Consider the following 19,433-nt stretch of genomic DNA (forward strand, 5'->3'; position numbering starts at 1 on the left):
TCCGGTAGGCGGTCCGCAGCGGGTTGCCGAACAGGTGCGCCCGCGGGATCAGCTCGATCATCGAGGTCGTCCTCCCGCGCCGCCGGCCCACGGCCGCTCCGCCCGGCATTCGGACCGGAGCGCCCCGGTTCCGCAAGCCCGGCGCTCCTCAAGGGCACCCGGCGTCGGGCCGGCCGTGCACGCGGTCGAGGGCCGTGGCCAGGGCGGTGGCCAGCGCCGGCTCCAGCGTCTGCAGCTCGGCGAGATGGGCCGTCGTCAGCTGCTGCAGCACCGCCATCGCCTTCGGCGTCAGCGTCAGCGCCATGCGGCGCCGGTCCCGGGCCTCAGCGGCCTTGGTCAGGAAGCCCTTGTCGACCATGCGGGCGACCAGCTCCGCCGCGGTCTGCGGCGCGATCAGCAGCTGCTCGGCCACGAACCCGACGGTGGGCGGCCCGTCATGCCCGGCGATCGCCAGCAGCGCCTGATGCTGCTGCGCCGGCAGGCCGACCTTGCCGGCCGCCGCCTCGCTGAAGGCGAGGAAGCGCCGCAGCTCCAGCCGGAAGCGCGCGATCGCGGCATAGGCCTCCCGCGAGAGGACGGGCCCCGCATCCGAATCCATCGGGCATCTCCGGTCAGGGGTTTAATATATCGTATTACGATATATATCGGGCGTCACCGCATCCTACAGTAGGTTCGACCGCATGCAGGCCACCCAGCCAGCCGCGCCCGCCGGGCGTCGGGTTCTCGGCGATTTCCGGACCGACCGACGCCTCGTCCGCCTCTGCGCCATGGCCGTGATCATCGGCCTCGGCAGCACGGTCGCGGCCTGGGCCCTGCTCGCGCTGATCGCCGTCGTGACGAACCTCGTCTGGTTCGGCCGGGTCGACGCGGCGGCGACCTCGCTGGCGCGGGCGACGCCGTCGCTCTGGATGGTCTGCGTGCCGCCGCTCGGCGGCCTGGTCATCGGCCTGATGGCGCGGTTCGGCTCCGAGAAGATCCGCGGCCACGGCATTCCCGAGGCGATCGAGGCGATCCTGATCGGCGGCAGCCGCATGTCGCCGAAGGTCGCCGTGCTGAAGCCGGTCTCGTCCGCGATCTCGATCGGCACCGGCGGCCCGTTCGGCGCCGAGGGGCCGATCATCATGACCGGCGGCGCCATCGGCTCGCTGTTCGCGCAGTTCTTCCACTTGAGCGCCGCCGAGCGGAAGACGCTCCTCGTCGCCGGCGCCGCCGCCGGCATGACCGCGATCTTCGGCACGCCGGTCGCCGCGGTGCTGCTCGCGGTGGAGCTGCTGCTGTTCGAGTGGCGCCCGCGCAGCTTCATCCCGGTGGTGGCCGCCGCCGTCACCGCCACGATGCTGCGGCCGGCGCTGTTCGGGTCCGGCCCGCTCTTCCCCTTCGCCGCCGACCCGGTGCTGCCGTGGTGGGGGCTCGCCGCCTGCGTCGCCGTCGGCGTCGTCGCGGGGCTGCTCTCGGGCGCGCTGACGACGCTGCTCTACGCGATCGAGGACGCGTTCGAGCGCCTGCCGATCCACTGGATGTGGTGGCCGGCGCTCGGCGGCCTCGCCGTCGGCCTCGGCGGGCTGGTCGAGCCGCGCGCCCTCGGCGTCGGCTACGACGTCATCGCCGACCTGCTTGGCGGGCACATGCTGGTCCGGGCCGTCCTGCTGATCCTGCTGGTCAAGGCGGCGATCTGGCTCGTCGCGCTCTCGTCCGGCACCTCGGGCGGCGTGCTCGCGCCGCTGCTGATCCTCGGCGGGGCGATGGGCTGGCTCGTCGGGTCGGTGCTGCCGGGCGAGCCCGGGTTCTGGGCCCTGCTCGGCATGGCGGCGATGCTCGGCGGCACGATGCGGGCGCCGCTCACCGGCACGCTGTTCGCCGTCGAGCTGACCGGCGACGTCCACGCGCTGCCGGCGCTGCTGGCGGCGTCGGCGGCTGCCTACGGGGTGACGGTGCTGCTGCTCAAGCGCTCGATCCTGACGGAGAAGATCGCGCGGCGCGGCCAGCACATCACCCGCGAATACGGCATCGACCCCTACGAGCTCACCCGCGTCGCCGCGGTGATGGTGCCCGCGGTCGAGACGCTCGACGCCGGCCTGACGCTCGCCGAGGCGGTCGCGGCGGTGGAGGCGGGGCGCCACGACGCCTACCCGGTGGTGGACGGCGCGCACCGCCCCGTCGGCCTCGTCACCCGCGGCGACGCGCTGCTGTGGCGGGCGGAGGGGAACCGCGCGGGCGAGCGGCTGAGCGAGCGGGTCTCGGATGGGTCGCTGGCCGTCGTCCATCCGGGCGACGTCGCGGCGCACGCCGTCGACCTGATGCTGACGACCGGCCAGGGCCGCCTGCCGGTGACCGATGCGGAGACCGGCGCGCTGGTCGGGCTCGTCACGCGCAAGGACCTGCTGCAGGTCCGCGCCGCCGTGAACCGGTCGGAGGCCGAGCGCCGGGCCTACTTCGCGCGGAAGCGGCCGGCGCCGACGGCGTGACGTCGGCCGTTCGGCTCCACGTCAGCCGTTCGGCTTGGCGCGGCCGGCCGGCGGCGGGCTTGTCGGCGAGGGACTTGCGGGCGGCGGGCTCGCCGGCGACGCGCTGGCCGGCGCCAGGTCGGGATCCGGCTCGTCCGGGCTGTCGGTGGTGCAGGAGACCGCCTGCACCGCGTCGTTGGCGGCCTGCCGCTGGCTCGGCAGGGCGGCGATGACGCGGACCACGACGAATCCCTGGTCGCTCGGGGCGACGATGCGCACGTCGCGGCTCGGCTCGTTCTCGTCGTCGCTGGCGAGCGCCGCGTCGTACTGCGCCCGGGTCAGCACCACGAGGTCGAGGGCGCCGCGCACCGCCGCCTGGTCGGTCACCGCGTAGAAGGCGCCCTTCCGCCCGTGCACCGCCAGCGACAGCATCATCGCGCCGGTGCGGGCCGAGACCCGCATCGGGCCGTCGTCAAGGTCGTAGGCGCAGACGCCGACCGCGACCGACGGGTCGGGGATCGGCAGCCACGCCTCGGCCGGCGCCGCCTCGCCGTGGGTCGCCAGCGTGTAGACCCGCTGCGGGTGCTCCAGGCTCTCGCTGGAGCGGGCGCGGGTGAGGGCGTCGGTCTCCGACAGGGCGGGAATCGCGAGCACCGTCGCCACGTGGACGATGCCGGCGAGCGCCAGCCCGCAGGCGGTGGCGTAGAGCACGCGCAGGTTCACGAGGCGCATCCCGTCCGGGTGATGGCGGGGACGGCGTCGCGGTCGAGCGTCCCGGCGCTGGCGGCCACGGGGGTGTCGTAGAGGCGCAGCGCCAGCCGGATCGGCCCGCTGGCGCGCGGGCTCGGCAGCCAGTTGCCGGGCTCGACCTCGGGGCCGAGGAGGATCGCGAAGCGCCCGTCGGCCTCGCGCAGGATCTCGGTGGCGGTGAAGCCCTCGCGCACCGGCTGGCGGCCCGGCTCGGGCGCGCCGCGGCCGGCCACCGTCAGCGTCCAGGCGCGGGCCGGCGGGGTGACGCCGGCGATGCGGTAGGTGCAGGTCGCATCGAGCGCCCGCCCGGCATCGTCGACCGCGGCGGTGAGCAGCAGACCCTCGCCGACGGCGAGCGGCACCTCGCCGCGGCGGGCGTTGACGGCGCGGGTATAGGGGTCGGCCGCGGTCGAGCCGGCCCGCGGCCACGCGGTCCAGGCCCCCACCGTGACGCCGCCGAACGGGTAGCCGCCCCGCGTCGCCCAGTCGGCGCTGGCAAGCCCGAGGCCGGCGCCGAGCGCGAGCGCGTAGAGGGCGAGCGCGGCCGGCGAGGCGCCGGAGGCGAGCTTCCGCAGGCGGCCGGCGGCCGTGCCGGTGCCCCTGTCCGTGCCCCTGTCGGTGCCTTGCGGCGGGCTCGGCTCGCGCCGCGCGTCCGCGGCCTGCGGCGCGACCGCCGTCGCGGCCGGATCGATGCCCGACGCCATGGCCGTCACCGGGTCTCGAAGCGGCCGCCGACGGAGCGGGTGCCTTCGGCGACGTCGCGGGTCGTGGCGGCCGGCGCCAGGCTCGCGCCCGGGCGCGGCTCGCCGGCGGCGGGCTTGGCCTCGCCCGCATCGGGCCGGGCCCGCTCGACGGTGCGGAACAGGCCGTTGAGGCCGCCGATCACCTCGAAGCTCCGGCGCGAGAGCTTGCCGTAGCTGGTCGCGGCCGGATCGGTCGGGGCGGCGGCGGCGGCCTGGGCGGCGGCGGCGTTCGGGGCCTTGAGCCCCGGCAGGGGCTTGAGCTCGATGCCCTGGTGGGCGACCTCGAGCACGTCGTGCCAGGCGGAGGCGGGGAGCGAGCCGCCGGTCATCTTGTTGGTCGAGGTGTGGTCGTCGTTGCCGAACCAGACCGCGGCGACGTAGTTGCCGGTGTAGCCGACGAACCACGCGTCGCGGTAGGCGTTCGTGGTGCCGGACTTGCCCGCGACCTTCATGCCCTCGAGCTGCGCGCGGCGGCCGGTGCCCTCCTCGACCACCTTGTTCAGCATGTAGTTCATGTCGGCCACGACCTGGGTCGAGAGCACCTGCTCGGGCTTCTCGTCGTCGTGCCGGTAGATCACCTCGCCGCTGGAGTTCTTCACCTCGGAGGCCGCGTAGGGCTTCGCCTTGCGCCCGCCGTTGGCGAACACCGCGTAGGCCGCGGCCTGGTCGATCACCGTCACCTCGGCCGAGCCGATCGGCAGCGAGACGGAATCGACCAGCGGGGTGGTGATGCCCATGCGGTGGGCCGTGTCGATGATCTTGGCGCGGCCCGCCTTCGCCGCCGGGAAGTCGCCCTTGATCCCGAGGCCCTTGCCGATGGCGATCGAGACCTTGATCGGGATCGTGTTGATCGATTTGGCCACCGCGAGCCACATCGGCTGGCGCCCGGAATAGGAGCGGCCGTAATTCTGCGGGCACCAGTTGCCGAGGCAGACGGGGCTGTCGACCACCACCGTGTCCGGCCGGAACAGGCCCGAGCTCAGCGCCGCCGCGTAGACGTAGGGCTTGAACGACGAGCCGGTCTGGCGCAGCGCGTCGGTGGCGCGGTTGAACTGGCTCTCGCCGTAATCGGCGCCGCCGACCATCGCGCGCAGGGCGCCGTCGGGATCGAGGATCACCATCGCCGCCTCGTCGACGTCGTAGGCCTCGCCGGACTTGCGCAGGATGTCGGCCACCACCTGGTCGGCGCGCTTCTGGATGCCGAGGTCGAGCGGCGTCTTCACCGTCAGCACCCGGTCGCTCTTGAACTTGCCCGCGTCGGCCATGGCCTTGATCTCGCCGAAGGCCCAGTCGAGGTAGTAGTCGGCGGTGATGTCGCGGGTGCGCGTCACCGGCGTCGCCGGGTTGCGCAGCGCCGTCTGGATCTGCCCCTCGGTGACGAAGCCGGCCTCGACCATGTTGTGCAGCACGTCGACGGCGCGCGCGCGGGCCGCCGGAAGGTTGACGCTCGGCGCGTACTTGCTCGGCGCCTTGAACAGGCCGGCCAGCATCGCGGCCTCGGCCAGGCTGATGTCCTTCAGCGGCTTGCCGAAATAGTAGTCCGCCGCCGCCACCGCGCCGAAGGTGCCGCCGCCCATGTAGGCGCGGTCGAGATAGAGCTTCAGGATCTCGTTCTTGGTCAGGTGGCTCTCGAGCCACAGGGCCAGGAAGGCCTCGTTGATCTTGCGCTCTAGCGAGCGCTCGTTGGTGAGGAACAGGTTCTTGGCGAGCTGCTGCGTGATCGACGAGCCGCCCTGGGTGTTGCCGCCGCCGCGCGAGTTGTTGACCAGCGCCCGCATCGTGCCGATCGGGTCGATGCCCCAGTGCTCGTAGAAGCGCCGGTCCTCGGTCGAGACCAGGGCCTTGATCATGATGTCGGGGAATTCGTCGAGCTTGAGCGAGTCGTCGTGCTTGATCCCGCGCCGCCCGACCTCGGTGCCGTAGCGGTCGAGGAAGGTGACCGCGAGGTCCTGCTGCTTCAGCCAGTTGTCGCTGGTGAGGTTGAAGGCGGGCTGCGCCATCGCCAGCATCAGGATCGCCGCCCCGGTGCCGAGCGTCGTGGCTTCGCTCGTCAGGTCGAGCGCGACCCGCTTCCAGCCGCGGAAGGCGAAGACCTTCATCCGCTCCTGGAAGCGGCCGTAGGCCGCGCCGCCGGAGACGCCGCTGTCGTAGAGGCCCGCATTGACCCACGCGTCGAAGGCCAGCGACGCGTGCCTGATGCGGGTGAGGAGACGAGAGACGTTCGGCAGGCGCACGACGGGGTTCCGGCTCCTAGAGACGCCTCGACGGACCCGCGGACGACGGGGCCGTGCCCCTCTCTACCAAGCTGCGGGGCCTTTCGCGAGATGGAACGCGGCCCTCGCGGCGATGGGTCCGGCGGGCGCCCGAGAAAGGTCGCGTCAACCTTGATGCGGGATTGGGGCGGCCCCGGGGCGAGGTTGCGCGGCCGGCGCCCATGCGGCACAGGAGAGCGCTTCAGCCCTTGAGACACGAGAGGTGTTCCCGATGGGGAACCCCAAGCCCGCCCACGCGGGTGCCGCCCCGCCGTTCTGGCGGGAGAAATCCCTCGATGCGATGACGCCGGCCGAGTGGGAGAGCCTGTGCGACGGCTGCGGCCGCTGCTGCCTGCTCAAGCTCGAGGACGACGACACCGGCGAGGTCCACCACACCGACGTCGGCTGCACGCTGCTCGACGGCCACCATTGCCGCTGCCGCGACTACGCCAAGCGCCAGGTCCGCGTGCCGGACTGCGTCCGCCTCACGCCGGAGGCGGTGCGCACGATCCCGTGGCTGCCGCCCACCTGCGCCTACCGCCTGGTCCGCGACGGCGAGCCGCTGTTCGACTGGCACCCGCTGATCTCAGGCTCGCGCAACAGCGTCCACGACGCCGGCATCTCGATCCGCGGCCGGATGGCCGGCAACGAGGAGGAGTTCTCCGACGACGAGCTCCCGGACCGGATCGTCGACTGGCCGACGGCGATGCCGGGCGAGGAGGGGTAGGGGCCGGGCTGGTCCGTGATGACCCGCCGCGCCGTTCGTTGAGGTCGCGGCCCCGGCGGTCTATGCACGGGCCCCATGGACCTCCTCCAAGCTTCCGCGAGTCGATCCCCGGCTCCCCTCGCCTGCAAGCGGCCGTCTTCCAAGGCGGCGGCGCCGTTCCTGCCCATGAGCCGCGCCGAGATGGACGCGCTCGGGTGGGAATCCTGCGACATCGTCCTGGTGACGGGCGACGCCTATGTCGACCATCCCAGCTTCGGCATGGCCATCATCGGCCGGCTGCTCGAGGCGCAGGGATTCCGGGTCGGCATCATCGCGCAGCCCGACTGGCAATCGGCGGAGCCGTTCAAGGCCCTGGGCCGGCCGGCGCTGTTCTTCGGCGTCACCGGCGGCAATCTCGACTCGATGGTGAACCGCTACACGGCGGACCGTCGCCTGCGCCACGACGACGCCTACACCGCGGGCGGGGAGGGCGGCCGGCGCCCGGACCGCTCGACCATCGTCTACACGCAGCGCTGCCGCGAGGCGTACAAGGACGTGCCGATCATCCTCGGCGGCATCGAGGCCTCGCTCCGCCGCATCGCCCATTACGATTACTGGTCCGACAAGGTGCGCCGCTCGATCCTTGCGGATGCGAAGGCCGACCTGCTGCTCTACGGCAATGCCGAGCGCGCCGTGGTCGAGGTGGCGAACCGCCTCGCGGCCGGCGCGGCGCCGCACGAGCTCGACTCCGTCCGGGGCGTCGCCCTGTTCCGCCGCGTGCCCGCGCACTACGCCGAGCTGCCCGCCGACGATCTCGATTCGGCCGACGAGGCCGCGATGCGCCGCCCCGGCGAGACCGTGATCCGGCTCCCCGCCTACGACGAGGTCAAGGACGACAAGGAGGCCTATGCCCGCGCCTCGCGGGTGCTGCACCGGGAGGCCAACCCCGGCAACGCCCGCCCCCTCGTCCAGCGCCACGGCGACCGCGATCTGTGGCTGAACCCGCCGCCGATCCCGCTCTCCAGCGAGGAGATGGATGCGGTCTACGACCTGCCCTACGCCCGCGCCCCCCATCCCGCCTACGGCGACGCGAAGATCCCCGCCTGGGACATGATCAAGTTCTCCGTGACGATCATGCGCGGCTGCTTCGGCGGCTGCACCTTCTGCTCGATCACCGAGCACGAGGGCCGCGTCATCCAGAACCGCTCGGAAGGCTCGATCCTGCGCGAGATCGAGCGGATCCGCGACAAGACCCCGGGCTTCACCGGCGTGATCTCGGATGTCGGCGGGCCGACGGCGAACATGTACCGGATGGCCTGCAAGGACCCGAAGATCGAGGCGGCGTGCCGGCTGCCGTCCTGCGTCTTCCCGGACATCTGCCCGAACCTGAACACCTCGCACGACGACCTGATCCGGCTCTATCGCAAGGTCCGCGAGGTCAAGGGCGTCAAGAAGGTGATGGTGGCCTCCGGCGTGCGCTACGACCTCGCGGTCCGGAGCCCCGAATACGTCGAGGAGCTCGTGACCCATCACGTCGGCGGCCGGCTGAAGATCGCCCCCGAGCACACCGAGCGCGGCCCCCTCGACCTGATGATGAAGCCGGGGATCGGCACCTACGACCGCTTCAAGGAGATGTTCGACGCCGCCGCCGAGAAGGCCGGCAAGAAATACTACCTGATCCCGTACTTCATCGCGGCCCATCCGGGCACGACCGACCAGGACATGATGAACCTCGCCGTCTGGCTCAAGAAGAACGACTACCGCGCCGATCAGGTGCAGACGTTCCTGCCCTCGCCGATGGCGACCGCCACGACGATGTACCACACCGAGATCAATCCGTTGCAGGGCGTGCGGCGCGGCGGCAGCGAGCCGGTCGACGCGATCAAGGGGATGCGCCAGCGCCGGCTGCACAAGGCGTTCCTGCGCTACCACGACCCCGAGAACTGGCCCCTGCTGCGCGAGGCGTTGCGGGCGATGGGCCGCGCGGATCTCATCGGGCCGCGGCCGGACCAGCTCGTCCCGCTCTCGCAGCCGCCGGGAACGGGCCTGGGCAAGGCGGGCGGCCAGCCGCGACCCGGGCGCCATCCGGGCGCGCCGCGTTTCACCACGAAGGGCGTGCCGCTGCGGAAGTGACGGCCGCGCGCATCGGGCGTTCCGTGTCGGGATCGAGCGCCGAGCGCGGTTCCATCCGCCCCCGGATCGTCCCCCGGGCCGGCACGCCGCGACGGCGTCAGGCTCTGCCGAAACGAGGGGTTCCCATGCCACGCATCCTCCACGCCGCAGCCCTCCTCCTCGCCCTCGGCGCGGGCGCGGCCGAGGCCAGGGTCGTCCGCCTGGAGATCGCGTCCAAGCAGCCCTACGGCACGTTCGCGGCGGGGGCCTATGCGCGCTGGGAGGGGCGCGTCGTCGGCGATCTGGCGCCCGGCGAGGCCGGCATTCCCGATCTCGACAGGGCGACGCGCAACGCCGCCGGCAGGGTCGAGTACGCGGCGCGGGTGATCCTGTTCCTGCCGGTCGATGCGGCCGCCGGCAACGGCGCGCTGCTGGTCGACGTGCCCAATCGCGGCAAGGCCTACGCCCACGCGCTCTACAACAGCCCGCGGGCGCTGCCGATGGCGTCGGGCAACCTCGATGCCGGCACCGGCTTCCTGGAGGATCGCGGCTACCGGGTCGCCGAGGTGTACTGGGAGCTCGGCCAGGGCGCCGACCTGCCGTCCTTCACCGACGGCGAGGGACAGCGGCGCTTCGTCGAGGGGGTCGGCTTCGCCATCGTGCGCGATACGGCCGACTTCCTCGCCCACGCGGCGGCCGATGCCGCGGGCACGCCGAACCCGCTCGCCGGCAGCGTGAGCCGGACGCTCGCCACCGGCAAGTCGCAGGACGGGCGCTTCCTGAAGACCTTCCTGCTGCACGGCTTCAACCGCGCCGACGGCCGGCGCGTCTTCGACGGGATGCACGTCTTCGTCTCGGGCGCGGGGCTGCTGCCGATCCTGCGATCGGGCACCGGGCCGGGATCGAGCGCCGACGGCGCGCCGAATTTCGCCGATCCGGAGTTTCCCGGCGTCCACGACGGGCCGCTGACCATCGGCGCGATCGTCGCCGCGGCCGAGGCGCGGGGCGAGGTGGCGCCGAAGGCGATGCTCCTGAATTCGACCACGGATTACGCGTCGCTGCGCGCCTCGCTCGGCCGCACCGGCGCCACCGGCACCGAAGACCTCGCGCTGCCGGCCAACGTCCGGATGTACGACGTCGCCGGCGCCTCGCACGTCACCGTGGTCCGGGCCGAGGCCTGCAGCCTGCCGCCGGGCCGCCTCGACTGGGCTCCCGTGGCCCGGGCCACGCTCCAGCGCCTCGACGGCTGGGTCGCGCAAAACCTCGCCCCGCCCGAGACCCGGCTGATGCCGCTGGTGCCGGCCACCGGCGACGCGAGCGTGCTGCAGGCGCCCAGGACCCTGCAGGGGGCGGTCGTCCAGGTGCCGCGGCGCGACGCCGACGGCAATCCCGTCGGCGGCGTGCGCCTGCCCGACATCGCGGCGCCGCTCGGCGTCCACGGCCTGCAGAACGCGCCGCTGTCCACCTTCACCTGCTCGCTCGTCGGCGCCTACCGGCCCTTCCCGCGACGGGCGACCGAGGGCGGCCCGCCGTCGCTGGCCGAGCGCTACCGGAGCCAGGCCGACTACGTGAACCGGGTGCGCGAGGCCGCCCGGGAGGCCGAGGCCCAGGGCTTCCTGCTGCCGGAGGATGCGGCGGTCATCGTCGACGCCGCCGCCGCGGACCCGATTTTCGGCGGGACGGGGCCGACGGCGGCCCCGCGCTGATTGCGGCCGGCGGGGCGGGTGCTACGGTCCGCCCGGCATTTGCGCCACGCGAATCGCCGGTCGGCCCCGAGGGGCCGACCGGCGCGACAGGGCGAGGACGATCATGCTGGGATCGGGGTTCGGGCGTCGGATCGGCCTGCTGGCCGGGCTCCTGATCGCGGCGCCGTCGACGACGCCGTCCTTCGCGCAGGCGCCGGCGCCCGCCGCGCGTGCCGTCCCCAGGCCGGCGCCCGCGGCCCGGCCCGCACCGGCGATCGCAAGGACCTTCGTGCGCGAGGGGCTGGCGAGCGCGGCCGTGCGGCTCGAAACGTCGCTGAAGGGCGAGGCCGCCGGCGCGCTCAAGGGGCCCGGGCAATCCCGCCGCGCCGCCGAGGCGCTGCTCGCCGACGAGAAGGCCGCCGAGGCGCTGCCGCCCTTCGCCGCCGCGGTGGCGGCCGACCCGTCCGACGTCCAGGCCTGGCTCGGCTACGCGCGGGCGGCCGACGCGGTCGCCGGCGACGACGAGAACAAGGATTACGAGGGCCGCGCGCGCCTGCGCGGCCGGGCCCCGGCCGCCGCCTACCAGGCCTACCAGCGCGCGCGGAGCGCGCCCGAGGCGGCCGAGGCCCTGGCGCTGCTCGCCGAGATCCAGGGCGGCCGGGCGGAGTGGCGCCCGGCGCTCGAAGCCTACGGGGCGAGCCTGGCCCTGAACGACGTGGCGCCCGTGCGCGAGGCCTACGAGACGATGCGCGCCGAGCACGGCTTCCGCATCCTCGACTACAAGGTCGACGCCGACGCCGCCGCCCCGCGGGTGTGCTTCACCTTCTCCGAGCCGCTGGCGGCCAAGGCCGACTTCGCCCCCTTCGTCGCGGTGTCGGGCGCGACCAACGCCGCGGTCACGGCCGAAGGCTCCCAGGTCTGCGTCGACGGGCTGAAGCACGGCGGCTCCTACGCCTTCGTCGTGCGCCAGGGCCTGCCCTCCGCGGTGGGCGAGAGCCTGCTGAAGTCGGCCGACTACGAGGTCTACGTCCGCGACCGCGCCCCCCAGGTGCGCTTCACCGGCCGCAACTACGTCCTGCCCCGCACCGGGCAGGCGGGGGTGCCGCTGGTCTCGGTCAACGCGCCGAAGGTCGACGTCGAGGTGCTGCGCATCGGCGACCGCGGCCTGCTGCCGTCGCTGCGGTCGGAGGAGTTCCTCGGCCAGCTCAACGGCGCCACCGCCCGGACCATCGCCGAGCAGAAGGGCGTCCAGGTCTGGAAGGGCACGCTCGACACGGCCAAGGCCGAGGTCAACCAGGAATCGGTCACCGCCTTCCCGGTGCTCCAGGCGGTGGGCCGGCTCGAGCCCGGCCTCTACGTGATGCTGGCGCAGGCCTCGGGCACCGCCGCGACCGCGGAGGGCGAGGACGGCGGCTACGAGGCCAAGGCGACGCAGTGGTTCGTGGTCTCCGATCTCGGGCTTACCGCCTTCAAGGGCCGCGACGGCGTCCACGTCTTCGCGCGCTCGCTCGCCAGCGCGACGGTGGTCGCGAACGCCGAGATCCGCCTGATCGCCCGCAACAACGAGGTGCTGGCCGCGCGCCGGACCGACGCGAGCGGCCACGCCGCCTTCGATCCGGGGCTCGCCCGCGGCGAGGGCGGCGTCGCCCCGAGCCTGGTGGTGGCGCAGGTCGGCGACGATTACGGCTTCCTCGACCTCGACCTCGCCGCCTTCGACCTCACCGACCGCGGCGTGAAGGGTCGGGCCGACGCCGGCTCGATCGAGGCCTACGTCTTCCCCGAGCGCGGGGTCTACCGCTCCGGCGAGACCGTGCAGATCACCGCGCTCCTCCGCGACGGGCAGGGCAAGGCGGTGCCGAGCCTGCCGCTGACCCTGGTGGTCAAGCGCCCCGACGGCGTCGAGTACCGCCGCGTCTCGGTGGCCGACCAGGGCCTCGGCGGGCGCGCCCTGCCGCTGCCGCTGCTCTCGGGCGCGATGCACGGCACCTGGCGGATCCAGGCCTTCACCGATCCGAAGGCGCCCGCCGTCGGCGAGGCCTCGTTCCTGCTCGAGGACTACGTCCCCGAGCGGCTCGAGGTGACGCTGAAGCCCGAGCAGCCGAGCCTGCGCCGGGGCGAGGCCGCCCGGGTCGCGGTGGCGGCGCGCTACCTCTACGGCGCGCCGGGCTCGGGCCTCGACGTCTCGGGCAGCGTCACCGTGCAGGCGGCGGCCGCGAGCGGCATCAAGGGCCTGGACGGCTTCTCGGTCGGGCTCGACGACGAGGCGATCGAGGCCTCGACCCAGGAGATCGAGGCGCGCGCCGCCACCGACGCCCAGGGCGAGGCCGTGGTCGCGGTGCCGGTGCAGGCGCTGGCCGCGCCGCGCCCGGTCGAGGCCAAGATCACGCTCGCGGTCGGCGAGCCCGGCGGGCGGGCGCTGTCGCGCAGCCTCACCCTGCCGATCCTGCCCGAGGGCCCGGTGCTGGCGATCCGCAAGGGCTTTGGCGACGACCTGCCCGTCGGCGGCACCGCCGGCTTCGACGTGGTGATGGCCGCGCCCGACGGCACGCGCCTGGCGCAGGCCGGCGCGACCTGGACGCTGTCGCGGCTGGAGCAGACCTACCAATGGTACCGCGCCGACGGCCGCTGGTCGTTCGAGCCGGTGAAGTCCGTGCGCCGGGTCGCCGACGGCACCCTCGACCTGAAGGCCGACGCGCCGGCCAAGGTGGCCCAGGCGCTCGGCTTCGGGAAGTACCGCCTCGAGGTCAGCGCGCCGGGCCGGCCGGGGGCTGCGGCCTCCGTCAGCTTCAGCGTCGGCTGGGGCGGCTCGGAGACGGCCGAGGTGCCCGACCTCCTCGACCTCACCCTCGACAAGGCGGCCTACACCGCCGGCGACACCCTGCAGGCGCGGCTGAACCCGCGCTTCAAGGGCCGCGCCACCGTCACGGTGGTCGGCGACCGGCTGCAGGCGGTGCTCGACGTGGACGTGCCGGAGGGCGGCGCCACGGTGTCGATCCCGGTCAAGGCCGAATGGGGCGCGGGCGCCTACCTCGTCGCCACCGCCTACCGGCCGCTCGACCAGGCCGCCAAGCGCCTGCCGGGCCGGGCGCTGGGGCTGGCGTGGTTCTCGGTCGACCGGGCCGAGCGGGCGCTGACGGTCTCGGTCGAGGCCCCGGAGAAGACGCGCCCGCGCCAGGACCTGACCCTGCCGATCCGGCTCGCGGGGCTCAAGGCCGGCGAGGCGGCCCGCGTCACCGTGGCGATGGTCGACGTCGGCATCCTCAACCTCACCCGCTACGAGGCGCCGAACCCGGTCGCCTACTTCCTCGGCCAGAAGGCGCTCGGACCCGAGATCCGCGACCTCTACGGGTACCTGATCGACGGGATGCAGGGGACGCTGGGCGCGATCCGCTCCGGCGGCGACGGCGCCGGAGGGGAGCTGGCCGACGCGCCGCCGACCCAGGCGCCGCTCGCGCTCTATTCCGGCGTGGTGACTGTCGCGCCCGACGGCAGCGCCAGCGTCACCTTCCCGGTGCCGGCCTTCAACGGCACCGCGCGGGTGATGGTCACCGCCTGGAGCGGCAGCCGCGTCGGCCAGGCCTCGGCCGACGTGATCGTGCGCGATCCCGTGGTCGTCACCGGCACGCTGCCGCGCTTCCTCAATGCCGGCGACCGCTCCCGCGTCTTCCTGGCGCTCGACAACGTCGAGGGGCAGGGCGGCGACTACACCCTCGACCTCGACCTGTCGGGGCCGGTGCTGGTCGGGGCGCAGGCGGTGCGCACGACGATGCGGCTGGAGGCGGGCGCCAAGGGGCAGCTCGTGGTGCCGATCACCGCGGCCGGGCCCGGCACCGCGAGCCTCGACCTGACGCTCTCCGGCCCGGGCCTCGCCGCGGGCGTCGGCCAGCGCTTCACGCTTCCCGTCTCGCCCGGCACCGGCGCGCTGGTGCGGCGCGAGGTGCGCACGCTGGCGCCCGGCGCGAGCCTGCAGCTCTCCGGGGACCTGCTCGCCGACATCCTGCCCGGCACCGGCACCGTCTCGGTGGCGGCCGCCGCGCTGCCGGGCATCGACGTGCCGGCGCTGCTGCTGGCGCTGGACCGCTACCCCTACGGCTGCTCCGAGCAGGTGGTGAGCCGGGCGATGCCGCTGCTCTACGTCAACGCGCTCGCGGCCAAGGACAGGCTGGCCCTCGACGACACCGTCGACGCCCGCATCCGCGAGGCGATCGAGCGGGTGCTGTCGCGCCAGGATGCGAGCGGCGATTTCGGGCTGTGGTCGGCGCAGGGGTCGAACGACCTCTGGCTGTCGGCCTACGTCACCGACTTCCTGACGCGGGCCCGCGAGCGCGGCTTCGCCGTGCCGCAGGTGGCGTTCGGCCAAGCCCTCGACCGCCTGCGCAACGCGGTCGCCAACACCACGGAGGTGCGCGACGGCGGCACCGACCTCGCCTACGCGGCCTACGTGCTGGCCCGGAACGGCCGCCCGGTGATGGGGGACCTGCGCTACCTCGCCGACACCAAGCTCGCCGACTTCGTCACCCCCCTCGGGCGGGCGCAGATCGCGGCGGCCCTGGCGCTCCTCGGCGACCGCGGCCGCGCCGCCAAGGCGATGGAGTCCGCGCTGACGGCGCTCCGGTCCGAGCGCGACAGGCAGAGCTACCGCGCCGATTACGGCTCGCGCCTGCGCGACGGCGCCGGCCTGCTGGCGCTCGCCGCCGAGACCGGTTTCTCGCAGGCCGCGCTGACCCCGGTCTCCGCGGTGCTTGTCGAGGAGCGCGCCTCCGGGCGGGTCACCAGCACGCAGGAGAACACCTGGATGGTGCTGGCGGCCCAGGGCCTGACGCAGGAAGCCGACGCGCTGTCCTTCACCGTCGACGGCGCGCCCCAGGCCGGCCCGCTGGCGCGGAGCTACCGGGCGGCGGCGCTGGAGCGGCCGGTGGCGATCGCCAACACCGGCCGGGCGCCGGTGCAGGTGGTGGTCGGCGTCTCGGGCAATCCCGTGTCGCCCGAGCCGGCCGACGCGCGCGGCTACGCCATCGAGCGGAGCTATCACCGCCTCGACGGCAGCATCGTCGACCCCGCCCGCGGCATCCGCCAGAACGACCGCCTCGTGGTGGTGCTGAAGGTGACGGAGGCCAAGGCCAGCGCCGGCCGCCTGCTGCTGGTCGACCGCCTGCCCGCGGGCCTCGAGATCGACAACTCGAAGCTCCTCGACGCCGACGCGCTCACCGGCCTCGCCTTCGCGAAGTCCGACGTGCAGCCGGTCCACACCGAGTTCCGCGACGACCGCTTCGTGGCCGCCTACGACCGCTCGCCCGAGCAGTCGGCCTTCTTCACCGCCGCCTACACCGTCCGCGCGATCTCGCCCGGCACCTACGTCCACCCCGGCGCGACCATCGAGGACATGTACCGCCCCGAACGCTTCGGCCGCACCGCGTTCGGCTCGGTCGAGATCGGGGCGGCGAAGTAGGGATGGGCGGCCGCCCGCGCGTCCCTCCCCCCTCTGCGGGGGAGGGGACCCTGCGGAGCAGGGGGGGAGAGGGGACCGCGTCCTCCGGAGACGGCGCTCCCCTCTCCCGACCCCTGCTCACGCAGGGGTCACCCTCCCCCGCCGAGGGGGGAGGGTGGTGGCGCGTGTTTGTCGCCCTCGTCGCGATCCTCGTCGCCATCCCCCCCCTCGCCCTCTGGCGCTTCGCCGCCGCGCTGCCGCCCCTCGACCTGGCGCAGGCGGACCTGCGCTCCACCATCGTGGTCGACGCCCGCGGGACCCTGCTGCGCCCGTTCGCGACGCCGGACGGGCGCTGGCGGCTGCCGGTGACGGCGGCGTCCGTCGACCCGCGCTATCTCGCGATGCTCACGGCCTACGAGGACCGGCGCTTCGCCAACCATCCCGGCATCGACCCGGCGGCGACGCTGCGCGCCGCGTGGCAATGGCTGGCGCACGGACGGATCGTCTCCGGCGGCTCGACCCTGTCGATGCAGGTCGCCCGCCTGGTCGAGCCGCGCGCCGAACGCTCGCTCGCCGCAAAGCTCCGGCAGATGGTCCGCGCGGTCGCGCTCGAGCGGCGCTTCGGCAAGGCCGGCGTGCTCGACCTCTACCTCGCGCTCGCGCCCTATGGCGGCCCGGTCGAGGGCGCGCGGGCGGCGGCGCTCGCCTATTTCGGCCGCGAGCCGGCCCGGCTCTCGTTCGCCGAATCCGCCCTCCTCGTCGCCCTGCCGCAGGCGCCCGAGACCCGCCGGCCGGACCGCTTTCCCGCCAACGCCCGCCGGGCGCGGGACCGGGTGCTCGACATCGCCGCCGCCCGCGGCGCGATCACGCGCAGCGAGGCCGCCGCCGCCAAGGCCGAGCCGGTGCCGGACCTGCGACGCCCGTTCCCGATGGCGGCGGCGCACGCGGCGGAGGCGGCGGTCGCCGCCGACCCGTCGGCGAGCGTGCTGCGCCTGACCCTCGACGGCCGGCTCCAGGCGAGCCTCGAGCAGCTGGCGACGGAGCGCGCGCAGGCCGCGGGGCCCGGCCTGTCGGCGGCGATCCTGGCGATCGACAACCGCACCGGCGCGGTGCTCGCCCAGGTCGGCAGCGCCGGCTACCGCGACGCCGCGCGCCGCGGCGCCATCGACATGACGCTGGCGGTGCGCTCGCCGGGCTCGGCGCTCAAGCCCTTCATCTACGCACAGGCCTTCGAGAGCGGGCTCGCCCATCCCGAGACGCTGCTCGACGACCGCCCGGCCCGGTACGCCGCCGCCTACGCGCCCGAGAACTTCGACCTCACGTATCAAGGCACCGTCACCGCCCGCCGCGCCCTGCAGCTCTCGCTCAACGTGCCCGCCGTCGCGTTGATGGAGGCGGTCGGCCCGGCCCGCTTCATCGCCCGCCTCAGGGCCGCCGGCGCCGCGATCCTGCTGCCGCGCGACGCCGCGCCGGGCCTACCCGTGGCGCTGGGCGGCCTCGGGATCACGCTGACCGACCTCGCCCGGCTCTATGCCGGCCTCGCCCGCGGCGGCGCGATGCCCGACCTGATCCGCCGCGCCGACCGGCCGGCGCCGCCCGACTCCGCGCGCCGCGTCGCCGAGCCGGTGGCGGCCTGGTACGTCGCCGACATCCTGCGCGGCGCACCGCCCCCCGAGAACGCGCTGTCCGGCCGCATCGCCTACAAGACCGGCACCTCGTTCGGCTATCGCGACGCGTGGGCGGCCGGGTTCGACCGGCGGGTGACGATCGCGGTCTGGGTCGGGCGGCCGGACGGCGCCGCGGTGCCGGGCCTCGTCGGGCGCGCGGTCGCCGCGCCGATCCTGTTCGACGCGTTCGCGCGCTTCGGCGGCGAGCCGGAGCCGGTGGCGCAGCCGCGCGACGCGCTGGTCACCACGTCGGCCGGCCTGCCGCCGCCGCTCCGCCACATCCGCCGCGACGCCCCCAAGACCCTGGCCGCCGCCGACACCGCGCCCCTGAAGATCGCCTACCCGCCCGACGGCGCCCGGATCGATCTCGGGCTTCAGGATCACCCGGGCGAGGCGGCGCAGCAGGCGCGCCTCGCCCTGAAGGCGCTGGGCGGCGTGCCGCCGCTGACCTGGATGGTCGGCGGCCGCCCGGTGGCCGATTCCCCCCGCCGCCAGTCCGAATGGGTCCCGGACGGCGCCGGCTTCGCCCGCATCTCGGTCCTCGACGCGACCGGCGCGAGCGACAGCGTCGTGGTGCGGCTGGAATAGGCGCGCCGGCATCCCGGTGCCGGTCGTGCGCGTCGCACGCCTCCAGAGGTTTGCCGGGTCTGCGGGCGTGCTCGCCGAGCCGGGCGCATGGGACGGGCGCAGACCGCCTTCGCGACGAGCCTCCACGCGGAGGACCGAGCGGATCGAGCGTCCGATTGCACCGCGTGTCGCCCGATCCTATGGCGATCGTGGCGGCGGCCTCGTCCAAGGCGAAGGTTCAGGCCGTGCTGGCGCGGGCGCAGGAGAGCGGCCTGATCGCAAAGAAAGGCGGGCGGATTCACGGGCGCGTGTCGCCGGAACTGATCGAGCGCGCGAAAGCCCGCACCGGCATCCGGTCGGACACCGAGCTGGTGGAGTTCGCCCTGGCCAACCTGGCGATCGAAGACGATTTCGCCGACGTGTTTCGAGCGTTGAGAGGCACGGTCGATCCCGGGCTGGACCTCGGATTCTAGCGCGTGGCGTTCGACTTCCGGTCCGCCGAGCGGGTTCGGAGGCAGGCTCCGGTCAGGACCCTGGGACGCCGACCCGACGACTGTCTTCCGTTTCTCGGGACGGAGGCATCGGCCGGGAACGGCCTTCTCCTCGATACCTGCGTCTACATCGACCAGATGCAAGGCAGGGCGCCCGCGATCGTCGCGGATCTGCTCGCGATCCGGCTGGTGAACCACAGCACCGTCGCCGTCCAGGAGCTGATGCATACGGTCGGCGCGCTGGATCCGGGCGACGCCCGGACCGAGGGCGCCGTCGCGGCGATCGAAGCGGCGATCGATGCCATGCCGGCGCATCGCCTGTTCGTGCCGGATGCCGACATCCTCGCCCAGGCCGCCGTGTATGCGGGCATCCTCGCGCGGGTTCAGGGCTACGGCCGCGACGAGCGGATGAAGGCCCTCCACGACTGCGTGCTGTTCGTGCAGGCGATGAAGCACGGGGTCGCCGTGCTGACCCGCAACGTGCGCGAGTTCGACGCCCTGCTTCAGATGCGGGCGGACGGGCGGGTGCTGTTCTGCCGGACCTGAGGGGGCGCGCGGGGCGGCGGACCGAGCCGGGCGCCTGCCGCT

Annotated in this window: 12 protein-coding genes; 8 read left to right on the forward strand and 4 right to left on the reverse strand. The window is 74.2% G+C overall.

The genetic code is table 11. From position 1 onward, the window contains the following. Positions 1 to 148 precede the first annotated feature (148 nt). A complete protein-coding gene (locus MKK70_RS01635) occupies positions 149 to 598 on the reverse strand; it encodes a MarR family winged helix-turn-helix transcriptional regulator (RefSeq protein WP_147729017.1) in 450 nt (149 codons plus the stop codon). An 82-nt stretch (positions 599 to 680) separates the two neighbouring features. Here MKK70_RS01635 and MKK70_RS01640 point away from each other — a divergent pair, with 82 nt between their 5' ends. Continuing rightward, complete coding sequence (locus MKK70_RS01640) at positions 681 to 2,465, forward strand: chloride channel protein (protein ID WP_243945525.1); 1,785 nt, start codon at positions 681 to 683, stop codon at positions 2,463 to 2,465. Between the two features lie 21 nt (positions 2,466 to 2,486). Here MKK70_RS01640 and MKK70_RS01645 read toward each other — a convergent pair whose 3' ends face one another. The 3 genes from MKK70_RS01645 to MKK70_RS01655 are packed head-to-tail and all read right to left on the reverse strand — an operon-like array spanning position 2,487 to position 6,171. Next, on the reverse strand, positions 2,487 to 3,176 hold the full coding sequence (locus MKK70_RS01645; RefSeq protein WP_243945526.1) for a hypothetical protein: 690 nt from the start codon (positions 3,174 to 3,176) through the stop codon (positions 2,487 to 2,489). Next, the gene (locus MKK70_RS01650; protein WP_243945527.1) at positions 3,164 to 3,898 is read right to left on the reverse strand and encodes a DUF1214 domain-containing protein; all 735 of its coding nucleotides are present in this window, start codon (positions 3,896 to 3,898) and stop codon (positions 3,164 to 3,166) included. The genes MKK70_RS01645 and MKK70_RS01650 overlap by 13 nt, the downstream gene beginning before the upstream one ends. Before the next feature lie 5 nt (positions 3,899 to 3,903). Then, positions 3,904 to 6,171, reverse strand: coding sequence for a transglycosylase domain-containing protein (locus MKK70_RS01655; RefSeq protein ID WP_243945528.1), 2,268 nt, complete (start codon positions 6,169 to 6,171; stop codon positions 3,904 to 3,906). Positions 6,172 to 6,421: 250 nt separating this feature from the next. Between MKK70_RS01655 and MKK70_RS01660 the strand changes: the two genes are divergently transcribed. The 7 genes from MKK70_RS01660 to MKK70_RS01690 all read left to right on the forward strand — a co-directional run bounded on the left by MKK70_RS01660 (position 6,422) and on the right by MKK70_RS01690 (position 19,391). Beyond that, positions 6,422 to 6,916 carry a YcgN family cysteine cluster protein gene (locus MKK70_RS01660; RefSeq protein WP_243945530.1) on the forward strand — a complete coding sequence of 165 codons (495 nt, stop codon included), beginning with the start codon at positions 6,422 to 6,424 and terminating at the stop codon, positions 6,914 to 6,916. A 165-nt stretch (positions 6,917 to 7,081) separates the two neighbouring features. Then, the gene (locus MKK70_RS01665) at positions 7,082 to 9,028 is read left to right on the forward strand and encodes a YgiQ family radical SAM protein (RefSeq protein WP_409568231.1); all 1,947 of its coding nucleotides are present in this window, start codon (positions 7,082 to 7,084) and stop codon (positions 9,026 to 9,028) included. Positions 9,029 to 9,153: 125 nt separating this feature from the next. After that, positions 9,154 to 10,713, forward strand: coding sequence for an alpha/beta hydrolase domain-containing protein (locus tag MKK70_RS01670; RefSeq protein ID WP_243945534.1), 1,560 nt, complete (start codon positions 9,154 to 9,156; stop codon positions 10,711 to 10,713). Positions 10,714 to 10,816: 103 nt separating this feature from the next. Beyond that, entirely contained in the window at positions 10,817 to 16,141 is a 5,325-nt protein-coding gene (locus MKK70_RS01675) for an alpha-2-macroglobulin family protein (RefSeq protein ID WP_243945535.1), read from the forward strand. 2 nt (positions 16,142 to 16,143) lie between these two features. Continuing rightward, on the forward strand, positions 16,144 to 18,375 hold the full coding sequence (gene pbpC, locus MKK70_RS01680) for a penicillin-binding protein 1C (RefSeq protein ID WP_243945537.1): 2,232 nt from the start codon (positions 16,144 to 16,146) through the stop codon (positions 18,373 to 18,375). A 179-nt stretch (positions 18,376 to 18,554) separates the two neighbouring features. Beyond that, a complete protein-coding gene (locus MKK70_RS01685) occupies positions 18,555 to 18,827 on the forward strand; it encodes a hypothetical protein (protein WP_243945539.1) in 273 nt (90 codons plus the stop codon). Positions 18,828 to 18,983: 156 nt separating this feature from the next. After that, positions 18,984 to 19,391 (forward strand): DNA-binding protein, encoded by a 408-nt coding sequence (locus tag MKK70_RS01690; RefSeq protein WP_313899066.1) that lies wholly within the window; start codon positions 18,984 to 18,986, stop codon positions 19,389 to 19,391. Positions 19,392 to 19,433: the final 42 nt, after the last annotated feature.

This window comes from Methylobacterium sp. E-041 (genome assembly GCF_022829665.1).
In the GTDB taxonomy this organism is placed as follows: domain Bacteria; phylum Pseudomonadota; class Alphaproteobacteria; order Rhizobiales; family Beijerinckiaceae; genus Methylobacterium.

Bases quoted from the DNA above. Each gene is read 5' to 3' on its own strand.
- MKK70_RS01645 (WP_243945526.1), bottom strand. From the start codon at position 3,176: ATGCGCCTCGTGAACCTGCGCGTGCTCTACGCCACCGCCTGCGGGCTG.
- MKK70_RS01670 (WP_243945534.1), top strand. From the start codon at position 9,154: ATGCCACGCATCCTCCACGCCGCAGCCCTCCTCCTCGCCCTCGGCGCG.
- MKK70_RS01675 (WP_243945535.1), top strand. From the start codon at position 10,817: ATGCTGGGATCGGGGTTCGGGCGTCGGATCGGCCTGCTGGCCGGGCTC.
- MKK70_RS01660 (WP_243945530.1), top strand. From the start codon at position 6,422: ATGGGGAACCCCAAGCCCGCCCACGCGGGTGCCGCCCCGCCGTTCTGG.
- MKK70_RS01665 (WP_409568231.1), top strand. From the start codon at position 7,082: ATGAGCCGCGCCGAGATGGACGCGCTCGGGTGGGAATCCTGCGACATC.
- MKK70_RS01650 (WP_243945527.1), bottom strand. From the start codon at position 3,898: ATGGCGTCGGGCATCGATCCGGCCGCGACGGCGGTCGCGCCGCAGGCC.
- MKK70_RS01640 (WP_243945525.1), top strand. From the start codon at position 681: ATGCAGGCCACCCAGCCAGCCGCGCCCGCCGGGCGTCGGGTTCTCGGC.
- pbpC (WP_243945537.1), top strand. From the start codon at position 16,144: ATGGGCGGCCGCCCGCGCGTCCCTCCCCCCTCTGCGGGGGAGGGGACC.
- MKK70_RS01690 (WP_313899066.1), top strand. From the start codon at position 18,984: ATGCAAGGCAGGGCGCCCGCGATCGTCGCGGATCTGCTCGCGATCCGG.
- MKK70_RS01685 (WP_243945539.1), top strand. From the start codon at position 18,555: ATGGCGATCGTGGCGGCGGCCTCGTCCAAGGCGAAGGTTCAGGCCGTG.
- MKK70_RS01635 (WP_147729017.1), bottom strand. From the start codon at position 598: ATGGATTCGGATGCGGGGCCCGTCCTCTCGCGGGAGGCCTATGCCGCG.